General features: G+C 41.2%; 27 protein-coding genes and 1 other RNA gene. 22 read left to right on the forward strand and 6 right to left on the reverse strand.

The window, feature by feature from the left end:
- The first annotated feature begins 7 nt into the window (after positions 1-7).
- Genes AS005_RS08855 through AS005_RS00665 form a run of 13 tightly spaced genes read left to right on the forward strand, consistent with a single transcriptional unit; the run spans position 8 to position 8,269 of the window.
- A complete protein-coding gene (locus AS005_RS08855; protein WP_101509771.1) occupies positions 8-754 on the forward strand; it encodes a CPBP family intramembrane glutamic endopeptidase in 747 nt (248 codons plus the stop codon).
- Complete coding sequence (gene tmk, locus AS005_RS00610) at positions 639-1,175, forward strand: dTMP kinase (protein ID WP_233186182.1); 537 nt, start codon at positions 639-641, stop codon at positions 1,173-1,175. Before AS005_RS08855 ends, tmk begins: the two co-directional genes overlap by 116 nt.
- The gene (locus AS005_RS00615) at positions 1,165-2,268 is read left to right on the forward strand and encodes an ABC transporter permease (protein WP_233186183.1); all 1,104 of its coding nucleotides are present in this window, start codon (positions 1,165-1,167) and stop codon (positions 2,266-2,268) included. Before tmk ends, AS005_RS00615 begins: the two co-directional genes overlap by 11 nt.
- Positions 2,269-2,270: 2 nt before the next feature.
- Positions 2,271-2,834 carry a phosphodiesterase gene (yfcE, locus tag AS005_RS00620; protein ID WP_199203783.1) on the forward strand — a complete coding sequence of 188 codons (564 nt, stop codon included), beginning with the start codon at positions 2,271-2,273 and terminating at the stop codon, positions 2,832-2,834.
- Entirely contained in the window at positions 2,821-3,543 is a 723-nt protein-coding gene (gene rnc, locus AS005_RS00625; protein ID WP_101509774.1) for a ribonuclease III, read from the forward strand. The genes yfcE and rnc overlap by 14 nt, the downstream gene beginning before the upstream one ends.
- The gene (locus AS005_RS00630; RefSeq protein ID WP_101509775.1) at positions 3,540-4,505 is read left to right on the forward strand and encodes a radical SAM protein; all 966 of its coding nucleotides are present in this window, start codon (positions 3,540-3,542) and stop codon (positions 4,503-4,505) included. The genes rnc and AS005_RS00630 overlap by 4 nt, the downstream gene beginning before the upstream one ends.
- Complete coding sequence (locus tag AS005_RS00635) at positions 4,490-4,825, forward strand: cation:proton antiporter subunit C (RefSeq protein ID WP_101509776.1); 336 nt, start codon at positions 4,490-4,492, stop codon at positions 4,823-4,825. Before AS005_RS00630 ends, AS005_RS00635 begins: the two co-directional genes overlap by 16 nt.
- Entirely contained in the window at positions 4,822-6,189 is a 1,368-nt protein-coding gene (locus AS005_RS00640) for a cation:proton antiporter (RefSeq protein ID WP_101509777.1), read from the forward strand. The genes AS005_RS00635 and AS005_RS00640 overlap by 4 nt, the downstream gene beginning before the upstream one ends.
- A complete protein-coding gene (locus tag AS005_RS00645) occupies positions 6,165-6,530 on the forward strand; it encodes a Na+/H+ antiporter subunit E (protein ID WP_101509778.1) in 366 nt (121 codons plus the stop codon). The genes AS005_RS00640 and AS005_RS00645 overlap by 25 nt, the downstream gene beginning before the upstream one ends.
- On the forward strand, positions 6,527-6,769 hold the full coding sequence (locus AS005_RS00650) for a hypothetical protein (protein WP_101509779.1): 243 nt from the start codon (positions 6,527-6,529) through the stop codon (positions 6,767-6,769). Before AS005_RS00645 ends, AS005_RS00650 begins: the two co-directional genes overlap by 4 nt.
- A complete protein-coding gene (locus tag AS005_RS00655) occupies positions 6,766-7,002 on the forward strand; it encodes a monovalent cation/H(+) antiporter subunit G (RefSeq protein ID WP_101509780.1) in 237 nt (78 codons plus the stop codon). The genes AS005_RS00650 and AS005_RS00655 overlap by 4 nt, the downstream gene beginning before the upstream one ends.
- Positions 6,999-7,667, forward strand: coding sequence for a hydrogenase subunit MbhD domain-containing protein (locus tag AS005_RS00660; RefSeq protein WP_101509781.1), 669 nt, complete (start codon positions 6,999-7,001; stop codon positions 7,665-7,667). Before AS005_RS00655 ends, AS005_RS00660 begins: the two co-directional genes overlap by 4 nt.
- Positions 7,664-8,269 (forward strand): Na(+)/H(+) antiporter subunit B, encoded by a 606-nt coding sequence (locus AS005_RS00665; RefSeq protein WP_233186184.1) that lies wholly within the window; start codon positions 7,664-7,666, stop codon positions 8,267-8,269. The genes AS005_RS00660 and AS005_RS00665 overlap by 4 nt, the downstream gene beginning before the upstream one ends.
- Here AS005_RS00665 and AS005_RS00670 read toward each other — a convergent pair.
- The 3 genes from AS005_RS00670 to AS005_RS00680 form a co-directional block, all read right to left on the reverse strand.
- Positions 8,261-8,707 carry a hypothetical protein gene (locus tag AS005_RS00670; protein ID WP_233186185.1) on the reverse strand — a complete coding sequence of 149 codons (447 nt, stop codon included), beginning with the start codon at positions 8,705-8,707 and terminating at the stop codon, positions 8,261-8,263. The two genes, AS005_RS00665 and AS005_RS00670, sit on opposite strands and share 9 nt — an antisense overlap.
- An RNA gene (gene ffs / locus AS005_RS00675) (signal recognition particle sRNA large type) lies at positions 8,707-8,972 on the reverse strand. The genes AS005_RS00670 and ffs overlap by 1 nt, the downstream gene beginning before the upstream one ends.
- A gap of 40 nt (positions 8,973-9,012) precedes the next feature.
- Entirely contained in the window at positions 9,013-9,282 is a 270-nt protein-coding gene (locus AS005_RS00680) for a cupin domain-containing protein (RefSeq protein WP_101509782.1), read from the reverse strand.
- Between the two features lie 133 nt (positions 9,283-9,415).
- Here AS005_RS00680 and AS005_RS00685 point away from each other — a divergent pair, with 133 nt between their 5' ends.
- The 6 genes from AS005_RS00685 (at position 9,416) to AS005_RS00710 (ending at position 15,730) form a co-directional block, all read left to right on the forward strand.
- Entirely contained in the window at positions 9,416-10,366 is a 951-nt protein-coding gene (locus tag AS005_RS00685; protein WP_101509783.1) for a hypothetical protein, read from the forward strand.
- 14 nt (positions 10,367-10,380) lie between these two features.
- Positions 10,381-11,076, forward strand: coding sequence for a hypothetical protein (locus AS005_RS00690; protein ID WP_101509784.1), 696 nt, complete (start codon positions 10,381-10,383; stop codon positions 11,074-11,076).
- Between the two features lie 58 nt (positions 11,077-11,134).
- Positions 11,135-11,782, forward strand: coding sequence for a hypothetical protein (locus AS005_RS00695; RefSeq protein WP_101509785.1), 648 nt, complete (start codon positions 11,135-11,137; stop codon positions 11,780-11,782).
- A 62-nt stretch (positions 11,783-11,844) separates the two neighbouring features.
- On the forward strand, positions 11,845-13,473 hold the full coding sequence (locus AS005_RS00700; RefSeq protein ID WP_101510403.1) for a DUF916 domain-containing protein: 1,629 nt from the start codon (positions 11,845-11,847) through the stop codon (positions 13,471-13,473).
- On the forward strand, positions 13,470-14,633 hold the full coding sequence (locus AS005_RS00705; protein WP_101509786.1) for a type II secretion system protein GspD: 1,164 nt from the start codon (positions 13,470-13,472) through the stop codon (positions 14,631-14,633). Before AS005_RS00700 ends, AS005_RS00705 begins: the two co-directional genes overlap by 4 nt.
- Positions 14,634-14,635: 2 nt before the next feature.
- Positions 14,636-15,730 carry a hypothetical protein gene (locus AS005_RS00710; protein WP_101509787.1) on the forward strand — a complete coding sequence of 365 codons (1,095 nt, stop codon included), beginning with the start codon at positions 14,636-14,638 and terminating at the stop codon, positions 15,728-15,730.
- Here the strand turns inward: AS005_RS00710 and AS005_RS00715 are convergent.
- On the reverse strand, positions 15,727-16,788 hold the full coding sequence (locus AS005_RS00715; RefSeq protein WP_101509788.1) for a BTAD domain-containing putative transcriptional regulator: 1,062 nt from the start codon (positions 16,786-16,788) through the stop codon (positions 15,727-15,729). The genes AS005_RS00710 and AS005_RS00715 overlap by 4 nt on opposite strands.
- A 317-nt stretch (positions 16,789-17,105) precedes the next feature.
- Here AS005_RS00715 and AS005_RS00720 point away from each other — a divergent pair, with 317 nt between their 5' ends.
- The 3 genes from AS005_RS00720 to AS005_RS00730 are packed head-to-tail and all read left to right on the forward strand — an operon-like array spanning position 17,106 to position 20,176.
- On the forward strand, positions 17,106-18,416 hold the full coding sequence (locus AS005_RS00720; protein WP_101509789.1) for an ABC transporter substrate-binding protein: 1,311 nt from the start codon (positions 17,106-17,108) through the stop codon (positions 18,414-18,416).
- A gap of 47 nt (positions 18,417-18,463) precedes the next feature.
- On the forward strand, positions 18,464-19,330 hold the full coding sequence (locus AS005_RS00725) for a carbohydrate ABC transporter permease (protein ID WP_199203784.1): 867 nt from the start codon (positions 18,464-18,466) through the stop codon (positions 19,328-19,330).
- Between the two features lie 15 nt (positions 19,331-19,345).
- Positions 19,346-20,176, forward strand: coding sequence for a carbohydrate ABC transporter permease (locus AS005_RS00730; RefSeq protein WP_101509791.1), 831 nt, complete (start codon positions 19,346-19,348; stop codon positions 20,174-20,176).
- A 9-nt stretch (positions 20,177-20,185) separates the two neighbouring features.
- Here AS005_RS00730 and fliD read toward each other — a convergent pair whose 3' ends face one another.
- Complete coding sequence (gene fliD, locus AS005_RS00735) at positions 20,186-22,015, reverse strand: flagellar filament capping protein FliD (RefSeq protein WP_101509792.1); 1,830 nt, start codon at positions 22,013-22,015, stop codon at positions 20,186-20,188.
- 4 nt (positions 22,016-22,019) lie between these two features.
- Entirely contained in the window at positions 22,020-22,370 is a 351-nt protein-coding gene (locus tag AS005_RS00740) for a flagellar protein FlaG (RefSeq protein ID WP_101509793.1), read from the reverse strand.
- Between the last annotated feature and the right edge of the window lie 58 nt (positions 22,371-22,428).

Here is a 22,428-nt window from a genome sequence, read left to right on the forward strand (position 1 = left end):
TGAAAACTTGAACATTCTTTATTCACTCATAGCATTGGCAATTTATTTGATGTTCATGTTTTCGATCAACATTTTCAAAATAAGACGTTTTGAAAGAGCGATCTTTTTCCAATCTTTACTTGGATTGGCAGGTGCTGTAACGGCGTGTGCGGCCTTTCAATATCTTCCATCATTTAAATTGAGTCTAGCTGATTTTCATTGGTTTCTCATACTTCTTTCTGTAAACGTGTTTTTTATGAGAAATGGCGGAGCACATTTTCCTTCGTTTGCAAATTGGCTCATTGTAATGATCTCAGTTTCGTTCATATCCCCCTTATCCGAAGAACTTTTTTTCAGGGGAGTTCTTTTGAAACTGAACAACTACAACATATGGTTGAATGCATTCATCTTTTCTTTCCTACACTTATTCAATGTGATTGTAGGATTCGAAAAATTTTTCATAGTCAACTTGATTTACAGATTCATAGTTGCTCTCATTTTTGCCCATAGTGTGGTCATCAGTGGATCCCTTTTCCCAGCCATTTTCTACCATTCGATGAACAATCTTGTAGCTTTTATATTGATGACCAGGAGGGGAGGCAATGCTTATAAGTTTCGAAGGAATAGACGGTTGTGGGAAGAGCACACAAGCGAATCTTTTGACCCACTATCTGAAGAGAAAGGGACAGAAGGTGATTCTGAGGAGAGAACCGGGGGGGACGAAACCGGGAGAGAAGATCAGAAAGATTCTTCTGGAGGAGGAAGTGACTCCTAAAGCTGAACTCTTTTTGTTTCTCGCCTCGAGAAATTTACTTGTGGAAGAAGTGGTTCGCTATCTCTCCAAAGGATTTGTGATCATTTTTGATCGATACATAGATTCCAGCGTTGCATACCAGGGTTTTGGAAGAAATCTGGGGAAAAGTGTTGTGGAACAATTGAACATGTTTGCGACGAACGGATTGATCCCCGATCTCACCTTTTACATAGATATAAATGTCGAAACAGCACTCAAAAGAAAAGGAAAGCTGAACAGATTTGAACAGAAAGGATTTTTGGAACGGGTACGAGAAGGGTATCTTGTGCTCGCTAAAGAAAATCCTGAAAGAATAGTAATTTTGGACGGGAATAAACCTATAGAGAAGATACACGAAGAAGTGGTTCAGGAAGTTGAAAGAAGGTGGAAACTTGATCCTTAAATTCATGATCGTTGAACTCAAGAGGATTCTCAAAAGAAAAATGTCTCTTCTGACGATAATCGCTATGCCGGTATTGGTGGTGATAATCTCGCTTGTTTTCATGCAGGGATACAATCTCCAAACTATGAAGCTCGGTATATACAACGAAGACAACAGTATTTGGTCGTCGTTGATCATGAGATTCATCGGAACCATTTTGAGACAGGAAAACATCGTCAAGGTTAGTAAAGATTACGAATCTCTTCTAAAAAATGGAGAGCTGAATGCTGTTATTGTTATCCCGAAAGGTTTCGCATCAAAATTGTACACCAAGCAACAAACTCATATGGTTTTCATACCAAGTCCTGTGGATTTACATCTCGCCGCTGCTATATACAACGTCCTAGACTCTGTTTTGGCGGATTTCCAAGGTAGTGCTTTTTTCGATCCCAAGGTCCTAAAATACATTTTCACCGAGTCAGACTATCCTGTACCGAGATTGACTTTGAAAAATTCCGAACTCAAATTCTCAGATCTTGTCTCCCCTTTCATCATTTTTTTCACAGGAATTCTTGTCACAGTATCACTTGCCAGTGTTTCGACATTCTTAGACAGAGAAAAAAATCTCCATGAGATGTTCTTGGTGTACAATTTGACTTGGTGGGAATATGCTCTTGGTAAGATTTTCGCTTACACTGTACTCGGAGCTTCTGTGTCATTTTTGGCGTACATCTTGATAGGAATTATCACCGACAACAGAATGGGATTTACTCTCGTTTTCTCTTTGATAATTTTTAACACCTTTCTTCACACATCCGTTGGGTTTTTGGTTTCCTCTACTTCAACCGATAAAAGTCTTGCCAACATATTCGGGGTTTCTGTGATCGGTCTCTCTCTCTTTTCGAGTGGATTTGCCATTCCTGTGAGCAATCTCCCGGAGACTCTGAAACATATCACTATGATCACTCCTGTTTTTAGAACGATGTACGCCCTCAGGGTCTTTCAACTAGAACACTCGATAGATAAAGGTTCCGTTATCCTCGTCGGAATTTGGACCCTTGTTTTCTTCGTTGTTTCCATTTTTTCAGGGAAGTTCGTCATAAGGAGGGTATGAAATTGAAAATCGTTGTTCTTTCAGACACTCACGGTGAATTTTCAGCAACCAAAAGGGCACTTGAGCTTGCAGGAAAGTTCGATGAAATTTGGCATCTTGGTGATGTTTTGTATCATGGACCTAGGAATCCTCTACCTGCTGATTACAATCCGAAAGAGTTGACATCACTCCTGAAGAGATACCGTGTTAGATACATCCGTGGGAACTGTGATGCGGATGTAGATGTAAGATTCCTTGGTATTCCAGAGATGCCAAGGATAGGAATGGAGTTTCTCGAAGATGTAAAGGTACTTTTGTTGCACGGTGATCAGTTTGAGTACGAAGAAAGTGACACCGTGAAACTTGCCAAAACGTACAGATGTGACGTGATACTCTTCGGTCATACACACGTTCCCCTGATTGAAAGAAAAGAGGGGATACTCATACTGAATCCAGGATCTCCTTCATTACCCAAATCGAGTGTTGGTCCAACATTTGGTATTATCGATACAAAGAGCAAAAAATTTTATCTTTATTCGCTGGAAGGCACAATTTTGGAAGAGGTGAGTTTCGTTGACAGAAAGTGAGAGAAGGATAGTGAAAGAATTTCAAAAAAAATTGGGAATACATTTCAATGATGAAGAACTCCTCTTTCGTGCGTTATGCCATAGTTCCTATTCCAATGAACAAAAACAAGCTGGAAGAGAAAAAGTCGATTCGAATGAGAAATTAGAATTCTTAGGTGACGCAGTTTTGGAGTTGTTCGTTTGTGAAATATTATACCGGAAATATCCGGAATCGGAAGTGGGGGATTTGGCACGTGTGAAATCAGCTGTTGCAAGTGAAGAAGTGCTTGCAAGGGTTTCACGTCGATTGGGACTCGGTGAATATCTATTTCTAGGAAAAGGAGAAGAAAAAACAGGTGGAAGAAATCGAGACTCCATATTGGCTGATGCTTTTGAAGCTTTGCTGGCTGCAATTTATCTTGACCAAGGCTACCAGAAAATAAAGGAGTTTTTCGAAGATGAGTTCGAGTTTTACATCGATAAGATCATGAAAGGAGAGATGCTTTTCGACTACAAAACTGCTCTCCAAGAGCTCGTTCAAAAAGAACACAAGATACCACCAGATTACGTGTTGATAGGAACTGAGAAGGACGACAACGGAAAATTATTCATCGTTGAGGTTCGTATAAATGGTAAAACGCTAGCGATAGGTAAAGGAAGAACGAAAAAAGAAGCAGAAAAAGAGGCAGCAAAATTGGCTTATGAGAAATTGGTGGCTGGAGAAACATGAAGATCATACCGATATTTCTTCCCTATGCAGGATGCAAAAGGAAATGTGTTTTTTGTGATCAAATCAAAGCGACGGGGCAAAAGAAGGTCCCGTCTTTTAGCGATATTGCTCAAACTATTGCGGAGTACTCCAAGACATCCCAAGAATACGAAATAGGATTCTATGGTGGGACATTTACCGGTCTTTCAGAAGAAATGATGGAGAAGTATCTTAGATTCGTTAGAAAATTTCCAGTAGTGAAATCAATAAGGGTTTCTACACGTCCCGATGAAGTAAATGAACAGAAATTGATGATATTGAAGCGATATGGTGTAGAAACGATAGAAATAGGTGTTCAATCGTTTGTGGATGAAATTCTGGATGCTTCAAAACGAGGCTATACTGCGAAAGAGGCAGAAAAAACCTGCAAGTTGATAAAAAAATATGGTTTCACCTTGAGTGTTCACTTGATGGTGGGACTTCCAAGAAGCAAAAAAGAACATGAAATTCTTTCAGCTTTGAGAACAGTGGAATGCGGTGCCGATTTGGTGCGGATACATCCTACCCTTGTCTTTGAAGGCACAGAACTTCATGAGATGATGGACAGAGGAGAATACAGTCCACTAGATTTGAGAGAGGCAGTGGATGTTTGTTCAGACCTTGTAAGTATTTTAGAAGGATGGGGGATTAAAGTGATCAGGGTAGGCTATTACGTTCCCGTAGAACTCAGAAAACATGTGATCGGGGGACCTTTCGACCCTTCTCTTGGTGATAAGGTCAGAAAAGCTGTCATTACAAAAATCGTTGAAAGAATGAAACCAAGGAGGATAGTAGCACCGAAAAGGTATTTTTCTTGGTTCGACAAAGAAATAGCAAGAACGAGGATAGAAACAGGAGAAACTATCTATTTTGATGATCTTTCCTACACCGATGCTCTTTTTCATATTGGAAAAGAGGTGGTGGAAAAATGCTTGAACAACTGAGTTTGACGATAGTTTTAATAGGACTTTTAGGGATTTTCATCAATAAAGATCTCATAAAAAAGATCATATCGCTTGACATTATGGGAACAGGAGTAGTTAGTTTTTTTGTTGTCGCGTCGAGAAAACAAGGAAAGGAGGTCCCAATACCATTTCATGAAGGAACAACGGATCCCATACCACAAGCGTTGATAATCACCTCAATAGTGATAGGATTTGCAACAATATCGCTACTCGTTACGATAGCAAGTGTAATTTCCGCAAAATATTCTTCTCTTTCCTCCGACAAACTTGACAAAAATCAAGGGGGAGAGGAAACATGATTTTTCTTTACTACAATTTCTTTCTTATATCCCTTGGTATCGTCTGTCTTTCTCTCAAGAAAAAGGTTCCGAAATGGATTACATTTGTGAATCTTTCCTTTGTGCTCGGGATCATTTTATTCAACTACAGATTCGATATCACGTTCACGGGAGAATTTGGCGTTCATCTTTTGTTAGATCAAACATCACGATATTTTCTTCTTCTCAGCGCATTAGTTTTTACGGCAGTTTTCATGAAAGGAATGAGTTCTACTCTCTCAGGACTTTCTTCAATTCTACTTGGAATTCTCAATCTCGCGTTTGTAAGTTACGATTTGTTCAACATCTATGTTGTCGTGGAGGCAGTGTCCCTTGTCACTTTTCTAATGATCGTGGAAGGAAAAAGGAAAATTCAATATTGGTCTGCCTTTAAATATCTTGTTATAGGGACAGTTGGAATGAATTTATTCCTTATCGGTGTGGCCATTCTGTACTCGGAGAACGGTACACTTTCCATCTCGGATATATCGCGAGTGTCTCCCCTCGCATCTTCTCTGATTTTAGTGGGGCTTCTTTTGAGATCGGGTGTCTTTCTTTTTAGCATGTGGCTTCCTCAGGTTCATGCAGAATCAGAAACTGTGGTGTCCGCTCTTCTCTCCGGAGTTGTTGTAAAAAGTACAGTTTACGGACTTTTGAGGGTTCAAAATATTGTGAATTGGCAAGTGGTGAAAGATCTCGCTTTGTTTTCTGCTATATTTGGAGCTGTATTGGTTTTTCTATCGAAAGATTACAAGAGAATGCTTGCGTACAGTACACTCTCTCAGGTTGGAATCATTCTTGTTTCTCCCATCACTGCACCTGTTTATGCTCTTGCGCATGGCATCTCAAAGGCATGGCTTTTTCTGCTGAAAGATGATCTTCCTGGAAGAGATGTAACTAAGTGGAAGAAGATAAGTTTCCAAGTGTGGTTTTTCCTTGCAATAGCTACCTTATCTATCATGGGACTACCAGGGTTTGCGGGTTTTGTGAAGATATTGGTTCTTGATCAACTCCAGAGTTGGGAGAAATTCGTCTTGGAGCTAGCTTTCATCGGCACTGCCGCTTCTTTCTGGAGACTTCTCCTTAAAACTCCTGATTTTTCGAAACAGAAATTCCTTGGATTCTACAACCTGGTGTTACTTGTTTCATCCGTGTTGGTTGGCATCAGTTATGCCGAATGGAACGAGTCTTTTGAAACAATCCTTTCGATGGGGATAGGTTTTCTGATACATCTCGGATTCAACAGGTACAAAATAGATAAATATCCGTTGGAAGATTTCGAAGCCATGATGGGAAGTTACTTTTTAGGAGTGGTGATAGTATGTCTTTTGTCTCTGCAATTATAACTGGTACGATCTTTTTCATTGTTCTGACCCAAAAAGTAACATTCTCAACGATTTTTCTGGGAGTCCTCGTTAGTCTTATCGCTTACATGTTCACAAAACCCGTTTATTTCGAACGGTTTCCTATCCTTGTACTCAAACTTTTCTTCCACATTCCCAAAGCGGTCTTGGAAGCCGTATCTGTTCTTGCATCACACAAAGCAAGAAAAGTTTTTGAAATGCGTGTAAAAGACGAATGGGAAGAACTCGAAAAGACCCTTACTATTACTCTTACTCCAAAAACCTTGGTTGTTGTTTCGGAGGAAGGGTACATGGTAGTTCACAGAATGGGGGAAGAAGAATGAAATGGTTGATAATACTCCCTATCGTATTGAGTGTTTTTCAGGTACTACTAGGGAAAAATCATTGGGAAAAGCTTCTTGGAATCTCTTCTCTTTCCACAAAAGCGGGAATTGTGATATACGCTTTGTCCTACATATTTCCTACTCTTTCCCAAGTGAGGGATGTTGCGATCTTCTACTTCCTTGCAGGAGGAAGTGGTGTTGTCTTCTTCTCTTACTTTTTGAGGAGGGAGAAAGAATGATCTACATTGGGATGACTCTGATGTGTATAGGAACACTCTTTGCGATTCTAAAAAAGGACTTTTATCTGAAAATACACTTTGTAGGTATCTCGGATACAATAGGTTCTATCTTCGTAGTCCTCAACTTCCCAGAGGATTTGTCCAGAACGATACTCATGATCATTCTTCTTCTCATCTGGGGACCGTTTATCTCACATGTGATAGCTCGTATGTACACGGAGGGATCTTCTTGATAGAACGAATTGTTTTTCTTCTAATGATATTGATATCTCTCTATACTGTTTTCACACCAATAAAATTGAGTTCGGTTGTGGGGAGGACCGCCCTCAGTATTCTGGCGGTTCTCCTCTACGTGGTTCTTTCTGCACCAGACGTGGCAATAGCAGAAGCGTTACTTGGAGCTTTGCTAACAACGTTGGTTTATATCACCGCGCTCAAATCCAGAAGCGAGGTGAAAATAGGTTTTGTTCCCGTGAGATTGCTTTTTGAAAAGCTCGGCGATGCTTTCAGTGGTTTTGAATACGAGTTGTTGAAAAGTTTTTGTGAAAAGTACGACTATAAGATGGGATTCGTTGAATTCTCCTCTATAGAAGAATTACTGGATGCTTTGAATGAAGAAAAAATTGATATAGGTTGTGGAGGTATTTTCAGAGAGGATAACAAAGGGTATCTGAAGACTAAGATCTTTTACCTTGAAGACGGCAAACTGGATCTCTTAAGGTACGTTGAAAGAAAGTACAGAGGAGAAGATTTATCTCATATTTTTCAAAAAGATGGGAGTTATCACATCCTTTTCACCGACGATGAATTGAAAGTCAGGTTCAGAGAGTTTCTCAGGACAGAAAAAAATTTGGTTGAAAGGTTAAAAAAGAGGTATTTTGGGGAGGAAAAATCGTGAAAAAGTGGATGTGGGCAATTTTCCTTCTTGTTTTCGGATTCCTTCTGATCTATAATGGTTCCTTTGAAAAAACTCCGGTAGAACTCAAGAAACTCATTGTAAAAAATCCGGTTACTCAGGTGTACCTTTTGAATAGGGTTTACGACACTATCTTTGAAGTGTTGGTGTTTTCTCTTGCTGTGCTAGGAGTCTCCCTTCACATGTCACATCTTCCCACACCAGACAAAGTAAAAAGCATCTCAGACGTCTCCATCAGAATATTTACGAGATTCATAGCTTTTTTTCTCTTTGTTGGATCACTCTACCTTGCTGTTGAAGGACACACAAGTCCCGGTGGAGGATTTTCAGCAGGAGTGGCAGGTGGAACTGCTCTTGCGTTGATCGCAATGATAGAAGATTTCGACTATTTTGAAAGAAAATTCGAAAAGACACGAGCATATCTTTTGGAAAAATTCATTATGATACTATTTCTCATTCTTACGAGTTTTATACTTCTCGGAGAAAACCTCATAGTTTTTGCGAACGTAGTTGTTTATTTGAAAGTGATGCTAGGCAGTTGGATAATAGTCTATTTTTTTATAAAACACAGAGGGTTACTCTGAAACGCCAAGATCGTATGTGATATCACCTATAACTATAGAAAACACCTTACCATCCTGGGAAAAGTGAACTTCCTTTTCCGTTTCAAACAGATAATTGTTACCCTCACCGCTTAACCCTATTCGAACAACCCTGTAAATCCCGTCTTTGAGAATCACGATGTAGGTGATTCTTCCTTTCTTTCCTCTGTGATTTACATTGTAACTAAAACTATCTTTTGAGATGAAAAGAGATGGAGAGTTCGATCTCTTTACTTTATACTCATGTTTCATGAAGTCTACGGCGTAAAATTCATCGAGTGTCTTGTCGACATCCAATGTGAGACGAGCACGGGTTTCTGAAGCGAGAGCAACTGAGAGAAATCCGATCGCTATCACAATACAAAAACAAAAGATCAATCCTAAAAGCTCTACTAGGACATAACCACCAAAAAGATGCACCACGCACCCACCGTCGACTCTCCCGGACCGAGGCGTACGTGGTTGGAAAGCTCCGACCGGGCACCCCCACGGCACACGGAGGCACCTGCTTATGGCTGCTCCCTCCCGGGCCTGACCAGGTTCACAGGGCTCCGTTGCGTGGGACCCGATCTTCATCGCTTCCAAACCACGCCGTTTCCCGACCCGAGAGGCCTCGGGTGGGAATTCGGCCCCGCGTATGGCGGATTTCGGGTACAGGGGACCGCCAACCCCCCGCCTAGCGTGGTGCATCTCTATTTTATGACACTTCCCATGCCTTTTCAAGTTCAAAAAAGATTGTAATGTTTCCTCACCGGTTCTAGAACCTTCCACCTACATCTCAATCCTTTCGGAAAAGTGACGAGATCACCTTCTCCTATTACATACTTCTTGCCATCCTCTGTTGTCACTTCCACCTTTCCTTCGAGAATGTAACACGTTTCATTGGTGTCATAATACCAATCGAATTCGCTGACTTCTTTCTCCCATATAGGCCAGTTTTCCACTCCGAGCTCCCTGAGCTTCTCTGAAGTCGGCTTCTCTATCTTGACCTCCATACTTTTCACCTCCTCATTCGTTGAGTGTATCAATTTTCATTGTTTTTTTATTGAATACTCATTGAAAATTTCTTTGTTTTTCTTCCTAGTTTGACCGAAAAGAATAATGTTTTAGCTGTGGGAGGCGAATTTTATGCGGAAATGGGGATTGGGGGCCATCGTGTTCTTTCTTCTTTGCTCTGTATCATTCTCCATCACCACATACAAATATAACAAAGAAACCGGGAGGTGGGAACAGAAAGTAAAGGAAGATGTCCTGATGTTCCCCAGTATTCCAGAAAACATGTCGAGTAACGTTGTAACTTTGGAGGATACCAAGCGGGGTCAATGGTATTACTACATGGAATACGAATTGGGGAGTGGGGAAGAGCTGTTCAGTTTTTGGGCAGGGCAGACTACCAACGTGGGAACAGTTATCGTTTGGAACGACGACGAATACCTGTACAACAAGCTTGAACTGGGAGGAGGATGGCTTCTGGAGGAGGCACACTTGAATATCTTGTCGGAAAAGCCGCAGGGAAATCAAGCTCCAGGGCAGTTTCCTTATAAGAAAGAATTCGAAACACCCACTGCTTCTTACACATTTAAAATTCCCCTTTCAGATCTATTCAAAATTAGTTTAAAGAACACAAGAAAAGTAGAAAAGGTATATTACATACTTTTTCACGGAGTTGTTTCGAATGGTTCCAAGGAAGAAACCGCTTGGGCAGGAAGATGTTCAAATAGCGTATGGATCAAATTGAGTGCAACGAAAGTCAAGTGGTTGGTCAAAAAACCAGGAGTTTACGTGTCAAAAGTTCTGGAAGTTGAGGCGAGCAAAGACTTATCCATTTTTGTCAGTTTACCTAATCCTACGGGCGTGAACGAAGAAACATCTGTGGAATTGAAAATAGCAACTGGGGAAGAGATTCCAACAGAATGGTTTGACGAACTTGCGTTTACGGATGACGTCTTCTCGTTGTGGCAGAGGATCGATATTTCAAGGGATCTTCCCGCCGGAGATTACAAAAGTGTGGGTACCATAACCTTCACCATCAAAAACACAAAGTTGTATGTTGATATCTCACCGAAAAAAGGTGAGTAGAAGGAGGGGTTTGTATGAGAAAGTTACTCTGGTTAGTTTTGATGGGTGTACTGTTTTCTTTTGTCTTGGCACAGAGTCCATTAGAAGTTTGGAAGTACGAAGATGGGGTGTACATCAGCCTTCCCGCAACGAACGATCTTGCTAGAGCGTTCAGTGCGTTTCCAGCAGACGGATCTTGCAACAAACATCAATGGGAGATTGAATTTACAACAGAGGTTCAAGTTGCACAGTGGCTCGAATGGAGTCTCAACGCGACAAAATGGACATGGTTTGTTAGGAAACCTGGCGACTATTACGCGAATGCCATCGTTGGAACGGTTGCCAGCAACGGTGATGTTTTGATAACTTTCAGCGGTTTCGACGATCCGACGTACACAGGAACCTCGAGTGTGAACCCGACAATCGAAGCTTACTACACCGTACTGACGGGAGACGCGACACCAGATCTTGACGACTGGGTAAGAGCTCCAGATGTCAACAATCTCTCCTATACCCTCGAAGACAGTCAAGAACTTCATAATGGTATGGAATTCCACTTGTGGAACAGAATAAAAGTGGTTAATTGTAACTCTGCTTCCACTTACAGAGACACGGGATACATCTATCTCACGCTTCAAAACCAAAAACCGTGGATAGATGAAGAAGGAAATTACGTGGAGAATCTCGAGGACTTCGTAACTTCTGACAGATGGGAACGCGGAGAATACTGATATGAGTTGACATGATCTAATGTGTGTTCAGTTACAAACAATTGAGGAGGGGATTGGTATGAGAAAGTTTTTATTGATATTAATGGTTTTGATGATCAGTTCGTTATTCTTTGCTGAAGAGGTTGCAGTATATGCATATGAAGGCGACACCGGAAACGCTAGAGCTTTTATCAGTGATCCCATGAGTGGAAGCTGTAACAAACATCAATGGGAAATTCCTATGACGTTAGAAGTTCAAGTCGCCCAGTGGGTAAGATGGCAATTGACTGGTACAAAGTGGACCTGGTTTGTGAGAAAACCAGGAACTTATGTTGCGAACTGTATATCTGCCACTCTTCAAAGCAACAGCGATCTTGAAATCACCTTTAGCGGTTTTGATCACCTGAAGTACGCAACTGGTACGAGTGTTAATGACACTATACAAGTAGAATATGCTTTTGGACCTCAGCTACCGATACCAGAAGATATATGGACCCCTGCACCCGATCTCAACAATGTGACCCTAAATGTTCCCGACAGCCAAACCCTGCACAACGGAGTTGTATACAAACTTTGGAACAGAATTCATGTCGTAAGATGTAACTCTGCCTCCACTTACAGGGATTCAGGATATATCTATCTTACTCTGAAGAATCAAAAACCATGGATAGATGAAGAAGGAAATTACGTAGAAAATCTTGAAAGTTACGTTGACAGTTCCAGATAAGAAGAATCTTAAAAAAAAGACGGGGGTGTTCTCCCCCGTCTTTCATTTCTTTTGGGAGAGTGATGGGGATGAGAAGGATAAGTTTGATAATTTTGCTTTTAGCAGGAGTTTTTTTACTTGGTCAGGGTGTATCTGTGAGGATGGACCCAATTGTCGTTAGTAAAACGGTAAGTCCGGGCACGAGCTTCAATTACGAAATTTTTCTGGAGAACGATAATGAATTCAATCCAGTAACTTTCAAGGCTTTCGTTATGGACGTTGTAGAGACAGCTGATGGGGCCTACGATGTGAGACAGCCAGGAAGTACAAATTATTCGATCGCTCGATGGGTGAAAGTAGAGCCAGACATCATTACCGTGCCTCCAAAGACAACGAAATCAGTTTTGGTCACTGTGAATATTCCGCGTGGGGTATCCGGGGGACTTTACGGTGCCGTTGTTTTCGAAATCCAACCTCCACAAGAGCAAACGCAAAGACCTGCAGAAGAGGGAGCTTACGGTGAGGTTGAGTTTAGATACAGGATGGCGAGCTTTTTGGAAGTTGTTCTTTCAGGAACAAGACACAGAGTAGAGGCCTTCCCTGCGTATTTCAAAGTGGAGAGATCGGACGATATACCTTCGATAAGAATGCAAATAGGAGACGGTGCGCTCGTTTTTACTCTCGGTGTGCTCAACAAAAGCAACGTTCATATCGTTACCAAGGGAACTCTCACCATAAAAACAAAGGATGGAAGAACTATCGCCAGGATGCCTTTAGGGGGAGGAAGGGGAGTGATTCTACCCGAAGCAACCGTTGGGATGCGTACCATAACGAGAAGGTACTTTCCTCCTGGAGAATACATAGCAAGGGCTGTTGTGGACTACGGAGGAAGAAGACCGATAGTGGCGGAAACTCCTTTCACAATCACCGAAGAGAAGATAGAAACAGAAGAAGAGAAAACCGAGTCCGCTCCTGTCATGTTGAGCATAGAACCAGCAGATGTCGAGATCAAAGCAATCCCAGGTTCTTTCAGATCAGAAATAGTGAAAGTATCAAATTTAGGTAATGAGACGTTGAGTGTGAACGGAAAGGTATTACCTCTCAAATATGATCTCTACGGTGAATTATTGCCGGAAGAGGATAGAGGAAAAGCTCCCGAGTGGATCAGTCTCAGACCCTCTTCGTTCACTTTAAGACCTGGTCAATCGAGAAACGTACGTCTCTCTGTGAAAATTCCCAAGGATTTCACAGGAGCGTATTACGCGGACGTTCTTTTCCGAACAACGAAAGGACTCCAAACCGAGGCAGGTGCAAATTTATTGATATTCGCTGGGAAAGAGGAAAACATCACCAAGAGTGCTAGCGCGAGCGTATCTTACGAGATAAAGGAAAACGGAATTTACGTGGACATTGTCTTTGAAAACACCGGTAACTACCATCTCAACCCTCAAATTGCGTTTGGTTTGAACAAGATCATTCCTCAACAAGTAACAGATGAGGGTCTCATCATTCCAGAAAAGACGGAAGTGCTGATTCAGGAAAATATATCTTCTACAAATCCTGTTTTGCCAGGAACTAAAAGAATTTTCAGTGTGTTCATACCCATGATTCTCGAAAAAGGAAAGTATGAACTGCTCGTAAGGTGTGACTACGGTTCCAACCCGATACTGATCAAGGAACCTTTCCAAATAGAAGGGGGGAATGGGGAATGAGAAAAGCATTCCTTATATTCACAATCGTGTTTACAATTTTAGCACTTGCTCAAGAAGAACCGCTCGTGACGAATATATTCCAAGACACTTACATCTTAGACGCTTTGGCGGATATATCTGCCCAAACAGGTGTTCCCATAATAGCCGATACCACGGTGACGGGTTTTGTTACCATGGAATTGAATGAAGTTCCGCTTGAGCAAGCTTTGAGAATGATCCTCATGCCAGGTGGTTACGTCTTCAAAAAAATGGACGGTTTCTATCTTGTAGGATCTCCTGATCCTACGAATCCTGCGTTCAGATACCTTGCGGAAACGAAAACGTACAAATTGAAGTATGTCACAACTGTGGATGTTGAGGATCTTCTTCCTCCCATCTACAAGAATTACGTGAAATTCAATGAGAAGAACAACACTGTGTCTATTACCGCACCAGAAGAAATTATCAGAAGATTCGAGGAAGATTTGAAAAAAATAGACGTTCCAACTCCTCAGGTAAAAATCAGTGTGATAGTAACGGAAGTTTCGAAAGGTTACTCCAACGAACTGGGCCTCAGCAATTTGAACTATTCGTTCTCTGCCAACCAGCAATTCAACGAAAACTGGTCTACCGTGTTGGGGCTTGTAACCGGGTTACTGGATGTTCAAACGGATGTGTTCGGACAACTCCTCGCGCGGCTTAAGCTTCTTGAAGAAGACCAGAAAGCGAAGATCACTGCGGACCCTTGGATAGTTGTAAAAAGTGGTGAAAGTGCTTCTCTGTTTCTCGGTGAAAGACAAGTGGTCCTTTTAGAAACAGAGGGTGGAGGAAGCAGGATAGAGTCTATAGATGTTGGTGTAAGAGTGGACATACAACCTCGAGTAATGGATTCAAACGAGATCGAGCTGACGTTTTCTCCACGTGTGAGTCATTTTGCTGGTGAAAAGTTGGGAACGTTCACAGTAAAACAAAACGAGCTCTCCACCACTTTGCTCTTAAAAAATGGCCAGACGGTCGTGATATCTGGTGCAACAATAGAAGATACCTCACAAACTAGCTCGGGTATCCCCATTTTGAACAAAATACCACTGATTCGATACCTTTTTGGAGGAACAACTAAGAAAGATTCAGAAAAAGAACTTTACATATTCATAAAAGCAGAGATTCAGGGAAGTGAATGATCATGAAAGGAATGATCGTTCTCTTTTTAATACTCGCAACTATGGTAACAGGACAGATGGTCATGTATCAGCTCGTTGTTGCCGAAATGACCGACTCAAAGAGTCAGGATGTTATTTTGAAAGAATTGACTCTATACACAGAGAAATTCAATGAAAAGACTTTCTCTTATACCAACAACTCTTTTGAGTTGAAACTTTTTCCATTTTCGTTGAAAATCAGTCTTCCCGAGATCAAGAAATACTACAGAACGCTGTTTAAACCCTGGATCATTACACTACTCGGAAGAAACTCAACGATGAGAATGGGGAGAGATGAGCTTTCGCCAACACAAGAAATAATCACCACTCAAGAGATCTTTCTTTCCCTTACACCAAAAAGAATCAACGACGAAGGAGATGTCTTTTCTGTGATACAGGTGAGACTCAATGGAACTCAGTTGAACACCACACTATGGTTGTCGCAAGAAGATTTTCAACCGATCTTCTACGCAAATTTCAAATCTAACGAAGGAGAGAAAAAAGTTGTAGTTTTTTCCAGGGCTTTGGTTGTGAAATCACCCCCTGAGGAAAAAATCTTTGTCGCCGGAGATCTTTCAGGATTGGAAGAATTTCTTCCAAAACAAGAAGGAAGAGAGAAAAACAACATCACTCTTTCTTCCAAACCGGAGATCGAAATAGGTGTGTGGTTGAACAAAGATATCCACCTCTTTCTATCATCCTCCGAGGGTTTACTGTTAGAAAGCAAAATATTTGGAGAACCAATGAGAGCGGGTGTGATATTCTGGCGCTTTCAAAGATGGGGTGTTGGTTTTTCGGATTACTCGAAAATTGGCAAACTTCTTCTCTCCTCAGGAGTTTATGCACTGTTCAACTATGAAAACTTTTCAGGTGCGTTTTTCTGGGGTAGGGGGGATCTGCTTCTTGAAAATTTTTCAATATCCATGTCGTTCAAATCGCATTGGACGTTGAAAGAAATCAACAGTGAAATCGGATTGAGAGTAGGTTACAAGTTGTACTCTTGGTTGAATATTTTCGTTGGAGTAACGTACAACGTTCTTCAGAACACTGTATTCTTTGGGATAGAGTTAGAGTTTTAGCCGATCGTATATTGATCCTTCTCTATCCCCATTTCTCCCAATACATTTTTTAAGCGACTTTCCAAGACTGGGCGCCGCTGTTTCGCACAGTGTGCTAAAACACGAATCGAGTCATTTGTAAAGGTTATTATGTCTCCCTTTCGAAACAGCGGCGCCACTTTTTGCACCAGTTCTTTCATTGCTTCATTGATACTTCCTCTGAACTTCAGCTCCAATACCACAAAACCTTCTCCTCTTTTCCTAGTCTCAAGAAAAAGGATCTTCTCGAAAAAGTTGTTATCAACTATCAATGCTCTGTTTCCGTTCACCAAAGGATTTCCAGGAGTCTGTCTGGTTTTGACTAGGAGATCTTTGAATACAAACCTGGGTTTTATGCCTATCTCTCTCAGTCTCTTTGAAAGTCTATCGTATAATTTCTTAGCTCTGGAAATTTGGCCGCTCTTTGCAAACGCTTCGATTGCTTTGTAGTACACCTCTTCATCGTATGGTTCTCTATTCAAATAGGTTTTGATAACCTCGAAAGCATCTTCGTAATTTTCTTTTGAAAGGTAGAGCTCGAAAAGACTTTTTAGAACGTTTGAGTACCAAGTTTCGTACATTTCTCTTGCTTCTTGAACCCATTCAGCGAATGCATCCTCGATCAAAAAGGGGCCTGTGTAAATTTCGTACATCTTCTTCAAAAGTTTCTCACCTTCCATAACAGAAGGGATGCTTTGAAAAGATCTATAATATTCTTCGAACATATCGGCATCAATCGTCACTCGCTCGCTAGGACGAAAAACACACAAACTCCCTCTTATGTAAAGCTCTTCGGTTGATATTCCTGTTGTCCTTCGAATGAGATATAGCGTGGTGTTCAAGTTAGATCTGGCGAATGTTTCTTCCATTCCTTCCCAAAACAAGTCGTACAACTCTTCAACAGAAATTTCTTCGTTTCTTCTGAAAATTAAGTATCTGAACAAAGAAAAAGCTTTTTGCGATGGCCAATCTTTAGCATTGATGAATTCGTTTCCTTTGATGACTTTTGTTCCCCCAAATGTCTTTATGAGAATCTTCACACTCCCCTCTCCCTATTTCTTCCATTTAAGTTTTTTTCAATTGTTTTTAAATCTTTTTGTTATTATAGCACAATTTTCAGTAAAAGAGAAGTAAAAAAATAATAAAATGCAAAATAACCACTTAGATGATTATCGAAAATTTTTTTGTAAAGTTTCTCTTATAGTCTCTTGACATTTGCAACATTGATGTTATAAAATATCGATGCTGAGACAAGGGGGAGAGCTCAAGAGAAGCAACCCTCTCAAGGGTTGCTTTTGTATTTTTCGAAACTCCATAGTTGCTTTGTCGATTTCAAAATTTCAAGGGGGGTGTTGTTATGAGGAAATTTCTCGTCTTCGTGATGATACTATTCGTAATTATCGCTGCAGCAAAGGTCAAGATCCAGTTCTGGCATGCTATGGGTGGATGGAGGATCGAACTTCTTCAAAGCATGGCAGAAGATTTTATGAAGACACATCCTAATATCGAGGTAGAAGTTCAGTACACAGGAAGCTATAGAGATACTTTGAACAAACTGATAGCGGCAGTGAAGGGTGGAACTCCTCCACACGTTGTTCAAATTTACGAAATAGGAACTCAGTTCATGATCGACAGTGGAATAGCCGTTCCCATTGAAGAACTCATTGAAAACGATCCTTCCTTCGATATTGGAAAATTCCTCCCACAAGTTCTCGATTATTACAGAGTGAATGGGAAGCTCTATTCTATGCCTTTCAATTCATCGAATCCAATCCTTTACTACAACAAGACGCTCTTCAAAGAGGCGGGTCTCGATCCAGATAAGCCACCGAGAACGTTCAAAGAACTTATAGAGTATTGTCGAAAACTCACTGTCAAAGACGAAAACGGGAATATAGTTCGAGCAGGTATAACTTGGCCTCTTCATAGCTGGTTCTTTGAGCAATTTGTTGCTTTACAGAACGCACCACTCGTTGACAACAACAACGGAAGATCTGGTAGAGCAACAAGGGCTGTTTTCAATCACGAAGCTGCCCTAAGATTCTTGAAATTGTGGGATACTCTTACCAAGGAAGGACTCATGATCAACACCACAAAAGAAGACTGGACTGGAGCTAGACAACTTTTCATTTCTCAAAAGGTTGCTATGTTGATAAGCTCTACATCTGATGTGAAGCTAATGATGGATTCAGCAAAAGAGAATGGTTTTGAACTAGGAACAGCGTTCCTTCCAAGACCTGAAGGTGTAGAACTTGGCGGAACACCAATCGGTGGTGGCAGTTTGTGGATAATTGGTGGTCATCCTGAAGAAGAAATCAAGGCCGCATGGGAATTCGTGAAGTGGATGGCGGAACCTGAACAGCAAATTCGCTGGCATCTTGGGACGGGTTACTTCCCCGTAAGGAAAGACGCTGTGGAAATGCTTCTGTATCGTGGTTATTATGCTGAATACCCGCACCATCTTACGGCGATGCTACAACTGCTCCTATCTGTGCAAACTCCGAACACGAGAGGAGCCATCATAGGACCATTCCCGGAAATAAGAGATATTATAGAAACTGCCATAGAAAGGATGATAAACGGAGAAATAACACCCGAGAAAGCTCTTGAATGGGCTGAAAAAGAGGCAACAAAGGCAATACAGGAATACAACGAACTCTACGAGTGAGGGGGAAGCCCCCTCGCTCCTTTCTTCTTCCAATGGGGGGATTGAAGTTGAAAAAGCTGCTGCCTTATTTACTCCTTTTACCTACTTTCCTCATCATATCTCTTTTCATCTATTGGCCTGCTGCTTATTCCTTGAGGTTGAGTTTTTACAGGATCACACCTCTTGGAAACAGAATGGTGTTTGTTGGTATTAAGAATTTTCAAAGATTGTTTCAAAACCCTGAATACATCAATTCTATAAGGGTCACAGTTATCTATGTTTCTTCCTCTTTGATCGCGACCATCTTTCTTGCTTTCTTCATAGCTCTTCTTTTGAACATGAGCTTGCCGGGAAATAAAGTGTTTAGGGCTTTGATATTTACTCCTTATGCCATCTCTCCTGCAATAGCGGGTGTTCTTTGGTCTTTCCTGTTGAATCCCGTTGTGGGTCACGTAAATTATATCCTTTCCAAACTTTTTGGATTACAAATAGAATGGCTCACCACAAAACCTTACGCACTGATAGCGGTTATCGTTGCGACTGTCTGGAAAACTCTTCCTTTCGACATCATTTTTTATCTTGCAGGACTTCAAGATATTCCCCAAGAACTCTTGGAAGCTTCTATGGTAGAGGGAGCAAACTCTTGGATCAGAACCTGGAAAATAGTATTCCCACTGCTTTCACCGATTACTTTTTACCTTATAATCATGAATCTTGTAAGTTTTATGTTCTCCTCTTTTGCCATCATCGACGTAACAACGAAAGGTGGACCCGGGAATTCTACAACCACAATGATATACAGACTATATTTGGATGCGTTCGCCTTTCAGAAAACAGGACCAGCGGCTGCTCAGAGTGTTATTCTTTTCATTATAATGGCCGTCGTGACAATCTTTTACTTCAAATTCGGTGAGAGAAGAGTCCATTACCAATAATGGAGGAGGTAGGGTATGAAAAGAAAAAGAAGTCTTGTGATTTTCTACGAGGCGATACTCATACTGGTAACGATTGTTATGGCTTTACCCCTCTTTTTGGCTATAACGATCAGCTTACAAAAACCTGAGGTGGTTTTTTCATACCCTCCAAAATTCTTTCCTACAAGTTTTTACTGGAAAAACTATGTTGAGGCATTCAAATATGTACCACTTGCAAGGTTGCTCTTGAACAGTTTGATAGTTGCAACCCTTATAACACTGGGAAAACTCGCGACTGGAACGCTTGCAGGATTCGCTTTTTCACACTTCAATTTTAAAGGTAAAAGAGTCATGTTTGCAGCCTTGTTCGCGACTTTATTCTTACCAGCCGAAACCGTAATGATACTTCCCCTTTTCTTGATCATGAAATCTTTTGGATGGGTTAACACCTATTGGGCCTTAACGGTTCCTTTCATGGCAAGTGCAACCAACACTTTCCTCATGAGGCAACACTTTCTCACGATACCAAAGGAACTTCAGGATGCTGCGTTAATAGATGGTGCGAGCTACCTTCAGTTTTTCTGGAAGATACTCATACCACTTTCGAGACACATGTTGGCAGGAGCTTCCATCATAAACTTTGTGTACGCTTGGAACATGTATCTGTGGCCATTGATAGTGACTATGGAGGATAAGATGAAAACCGTCCAAGTTGGTGTAAAAATGCTTATGCAGTCAGAATCGGCAAACAATTGGGGAGTGATAATGGCCGGTACGGTAGTCGCGTTGGCACCAACTGTTATTATGTTTCTCGCCCTGCAAAATTTGTTTGTCAGAAGTCTTGTCCGAAGCGGAATGAAAGGCTGATCTTGCTTGTTATTGTTTGTTGTTTCCTTGAAGAGCCTGGGCGATCCAACTGCCCTGGGATTGAAGTTGTGCTATTACATCCTCCATCGCCGAGAACTTTCTCCAAAGTTCCTGTTCTCTACGGGAAAGCCGTTCAATCCAGTCAGCTATCTGGGTGGCAAGAAATCTCTGTTCTCTTTCGATTCTCCCACTAATTCCAGCAATTTGATCTATTCCACCGTTAAATTTTATCAATTCCCATAAATAATCGTCGAGCTGTGTGGCGAATCCGTTATCTCCTCCAAAGAATTCCCAAACCTTTTCTGGGTCTTTCTCGATGATTTCTCTCAATTTTTCTTCGTCTACTTCCAATCTGCCTTTCATCATATTTTCATAACCCGTTCCTATTTCCCCCGTTGATATACCGAGCTCCCATAGGTAATTTATATCTCCACTGACCTTGTAGGTGATGAAGCTTCTTAGTCTTCTGAAAACTCCTTCGAGAAAATCGTCTCCTTTCAAAACACCTTTCATTTTTTCTTCCTCTGACATCTCCTCTTCCGATTTGTCAGTAACGGGTTCTTCTGTCAATTTTTCGTTCAAATAATCCATTATTTCGTTCCATTTATCCACAAACTCTCTTATCTTCTCAACGATAGCATCGGTATCTACTTTGACGTCCACTGTCACAGTTTCTGAAGACATCCCCGAAACATGAAAAGTCACACCGTTGTATACCACATCGTTCGTATCGGAGTAGACATCTACCCAATTTGTACCATCGGTGCTTATCTGAAGGTGAGCCTTCTGTCCTACATAGAGACTATGAGTCTCTATCCCTAAGAGAGAAAAGACACCCGTTCCGTCGGTATCTTCCAACGTAATCGCTTGGGGACCCGAAGTGTCTGCCGTTATAATCAATTTGTTCATGTGGTAGTCGTAACTTGCAATCACTCCTGCACTGCTGTTGTTTATCTTCTCGATTAAAGAAGAAAGTGTATCGTTCTGATCTACACTGATTTCTACGTTGTTTATTTTTACTATTCCATTTATAATAGTTTTCGACGTGTAGCTAGCAATTTGGGTGAGTGTTTTCGAAGTTGAAAGAGAGCTCACGGAAGCAGTACTAGTCAGAGAGTAAGTGCTTCCATCGTAGTTCACAACAGATTCATCAAGATGGAATACCTTTGTGAAATTACCGGAGATATCTACAATCGAGAAATTTTTATCCGATGTGACGCTTAGTTTTCCTGTACTTGCGTCGTAGCTTGCGTTCCCCACTATTCCTAAGGAAGAGAGAGCGTTGTTCAATTTGTTCACGATATCATCTATTGTATCAGTTGAAAGAATCTGTACATCGTTGTAACTTCCCGTCTCGTTGTTATATATCCTCACCGTCCCTTCCTGTGGAATGTGCATATAGTCGAGTTCTCCAAACGTTTTTGTGGAATCCGGTGGAGGGACGATCTCGTTCGATCCTAAAAGAGTGGTGTAAGTCGCTGCTTGCACGATCCTTATATGGTAAATTCCTGTAACGGCTGTGGGGGAAGGAGTTGCAGATAAAAGGTTTTCGTTCGAAGAAGTTGCCGTTTTCTGAACAATTGTACTTTGAAGCTTGAAACTGTATACTAGATCCCTGAATTCTCCAAGTTTCGTCTTCAATTCTTCATACGCTTTTTGCATGAGTTCGTATTTCTCGTATTTCTCGGTAAGGCTTTGAAGAGGTTGACTTTCCGCCTCTAAGATGGCGTTTATGATGGACTGAGTATCGAGCCCACTAACGGCCCCCCCGACTTGAAATCCTCCGAGCTGGGAGTAATATCTCATATTTATGGTGCTCGCTATTTTGCTCAGATCCATATCATCACACCCTTTCGTCCATTAAGATACCTAGGAGCTCGTTTATACTCTTTGCAAGCTTCACCATCACTTCTGGAGGGATCTGTCGAATGAGTTCTCCTGTTTCAGTATCCCGTATCTTCACGATCACCATATTTATCTCTTTGTCGTATTTGAATTCTGCCTCTCCTCTGAATATCTTCCTCAATCTTTCCATCTTTTTAGAAAACTCTTCGATCGCTTTTTGAACATCTTCTTCTTGCTGCTTTTTCATAGCAACAACAGGTGTTTTTTCATCGTTTACGTGTATCTCCCTTCTTGTTATTTCTCCATGAAATACCATGTTTCCTCTCCCATCCATGGGATCAATTTTCATTTTGGATCCCTCCACAACTTACTTCTCCTGTCTTCCATACTTATATATCGATCATATT

This window comes from Thermotoga sp. KOL6, assembly GCF_002866025.1.
Taxonomy (GTDB): Bacteria; Thermotogota; Thermotogae; order Thermotogales; family Thermotogaceae; genus Thermotoga.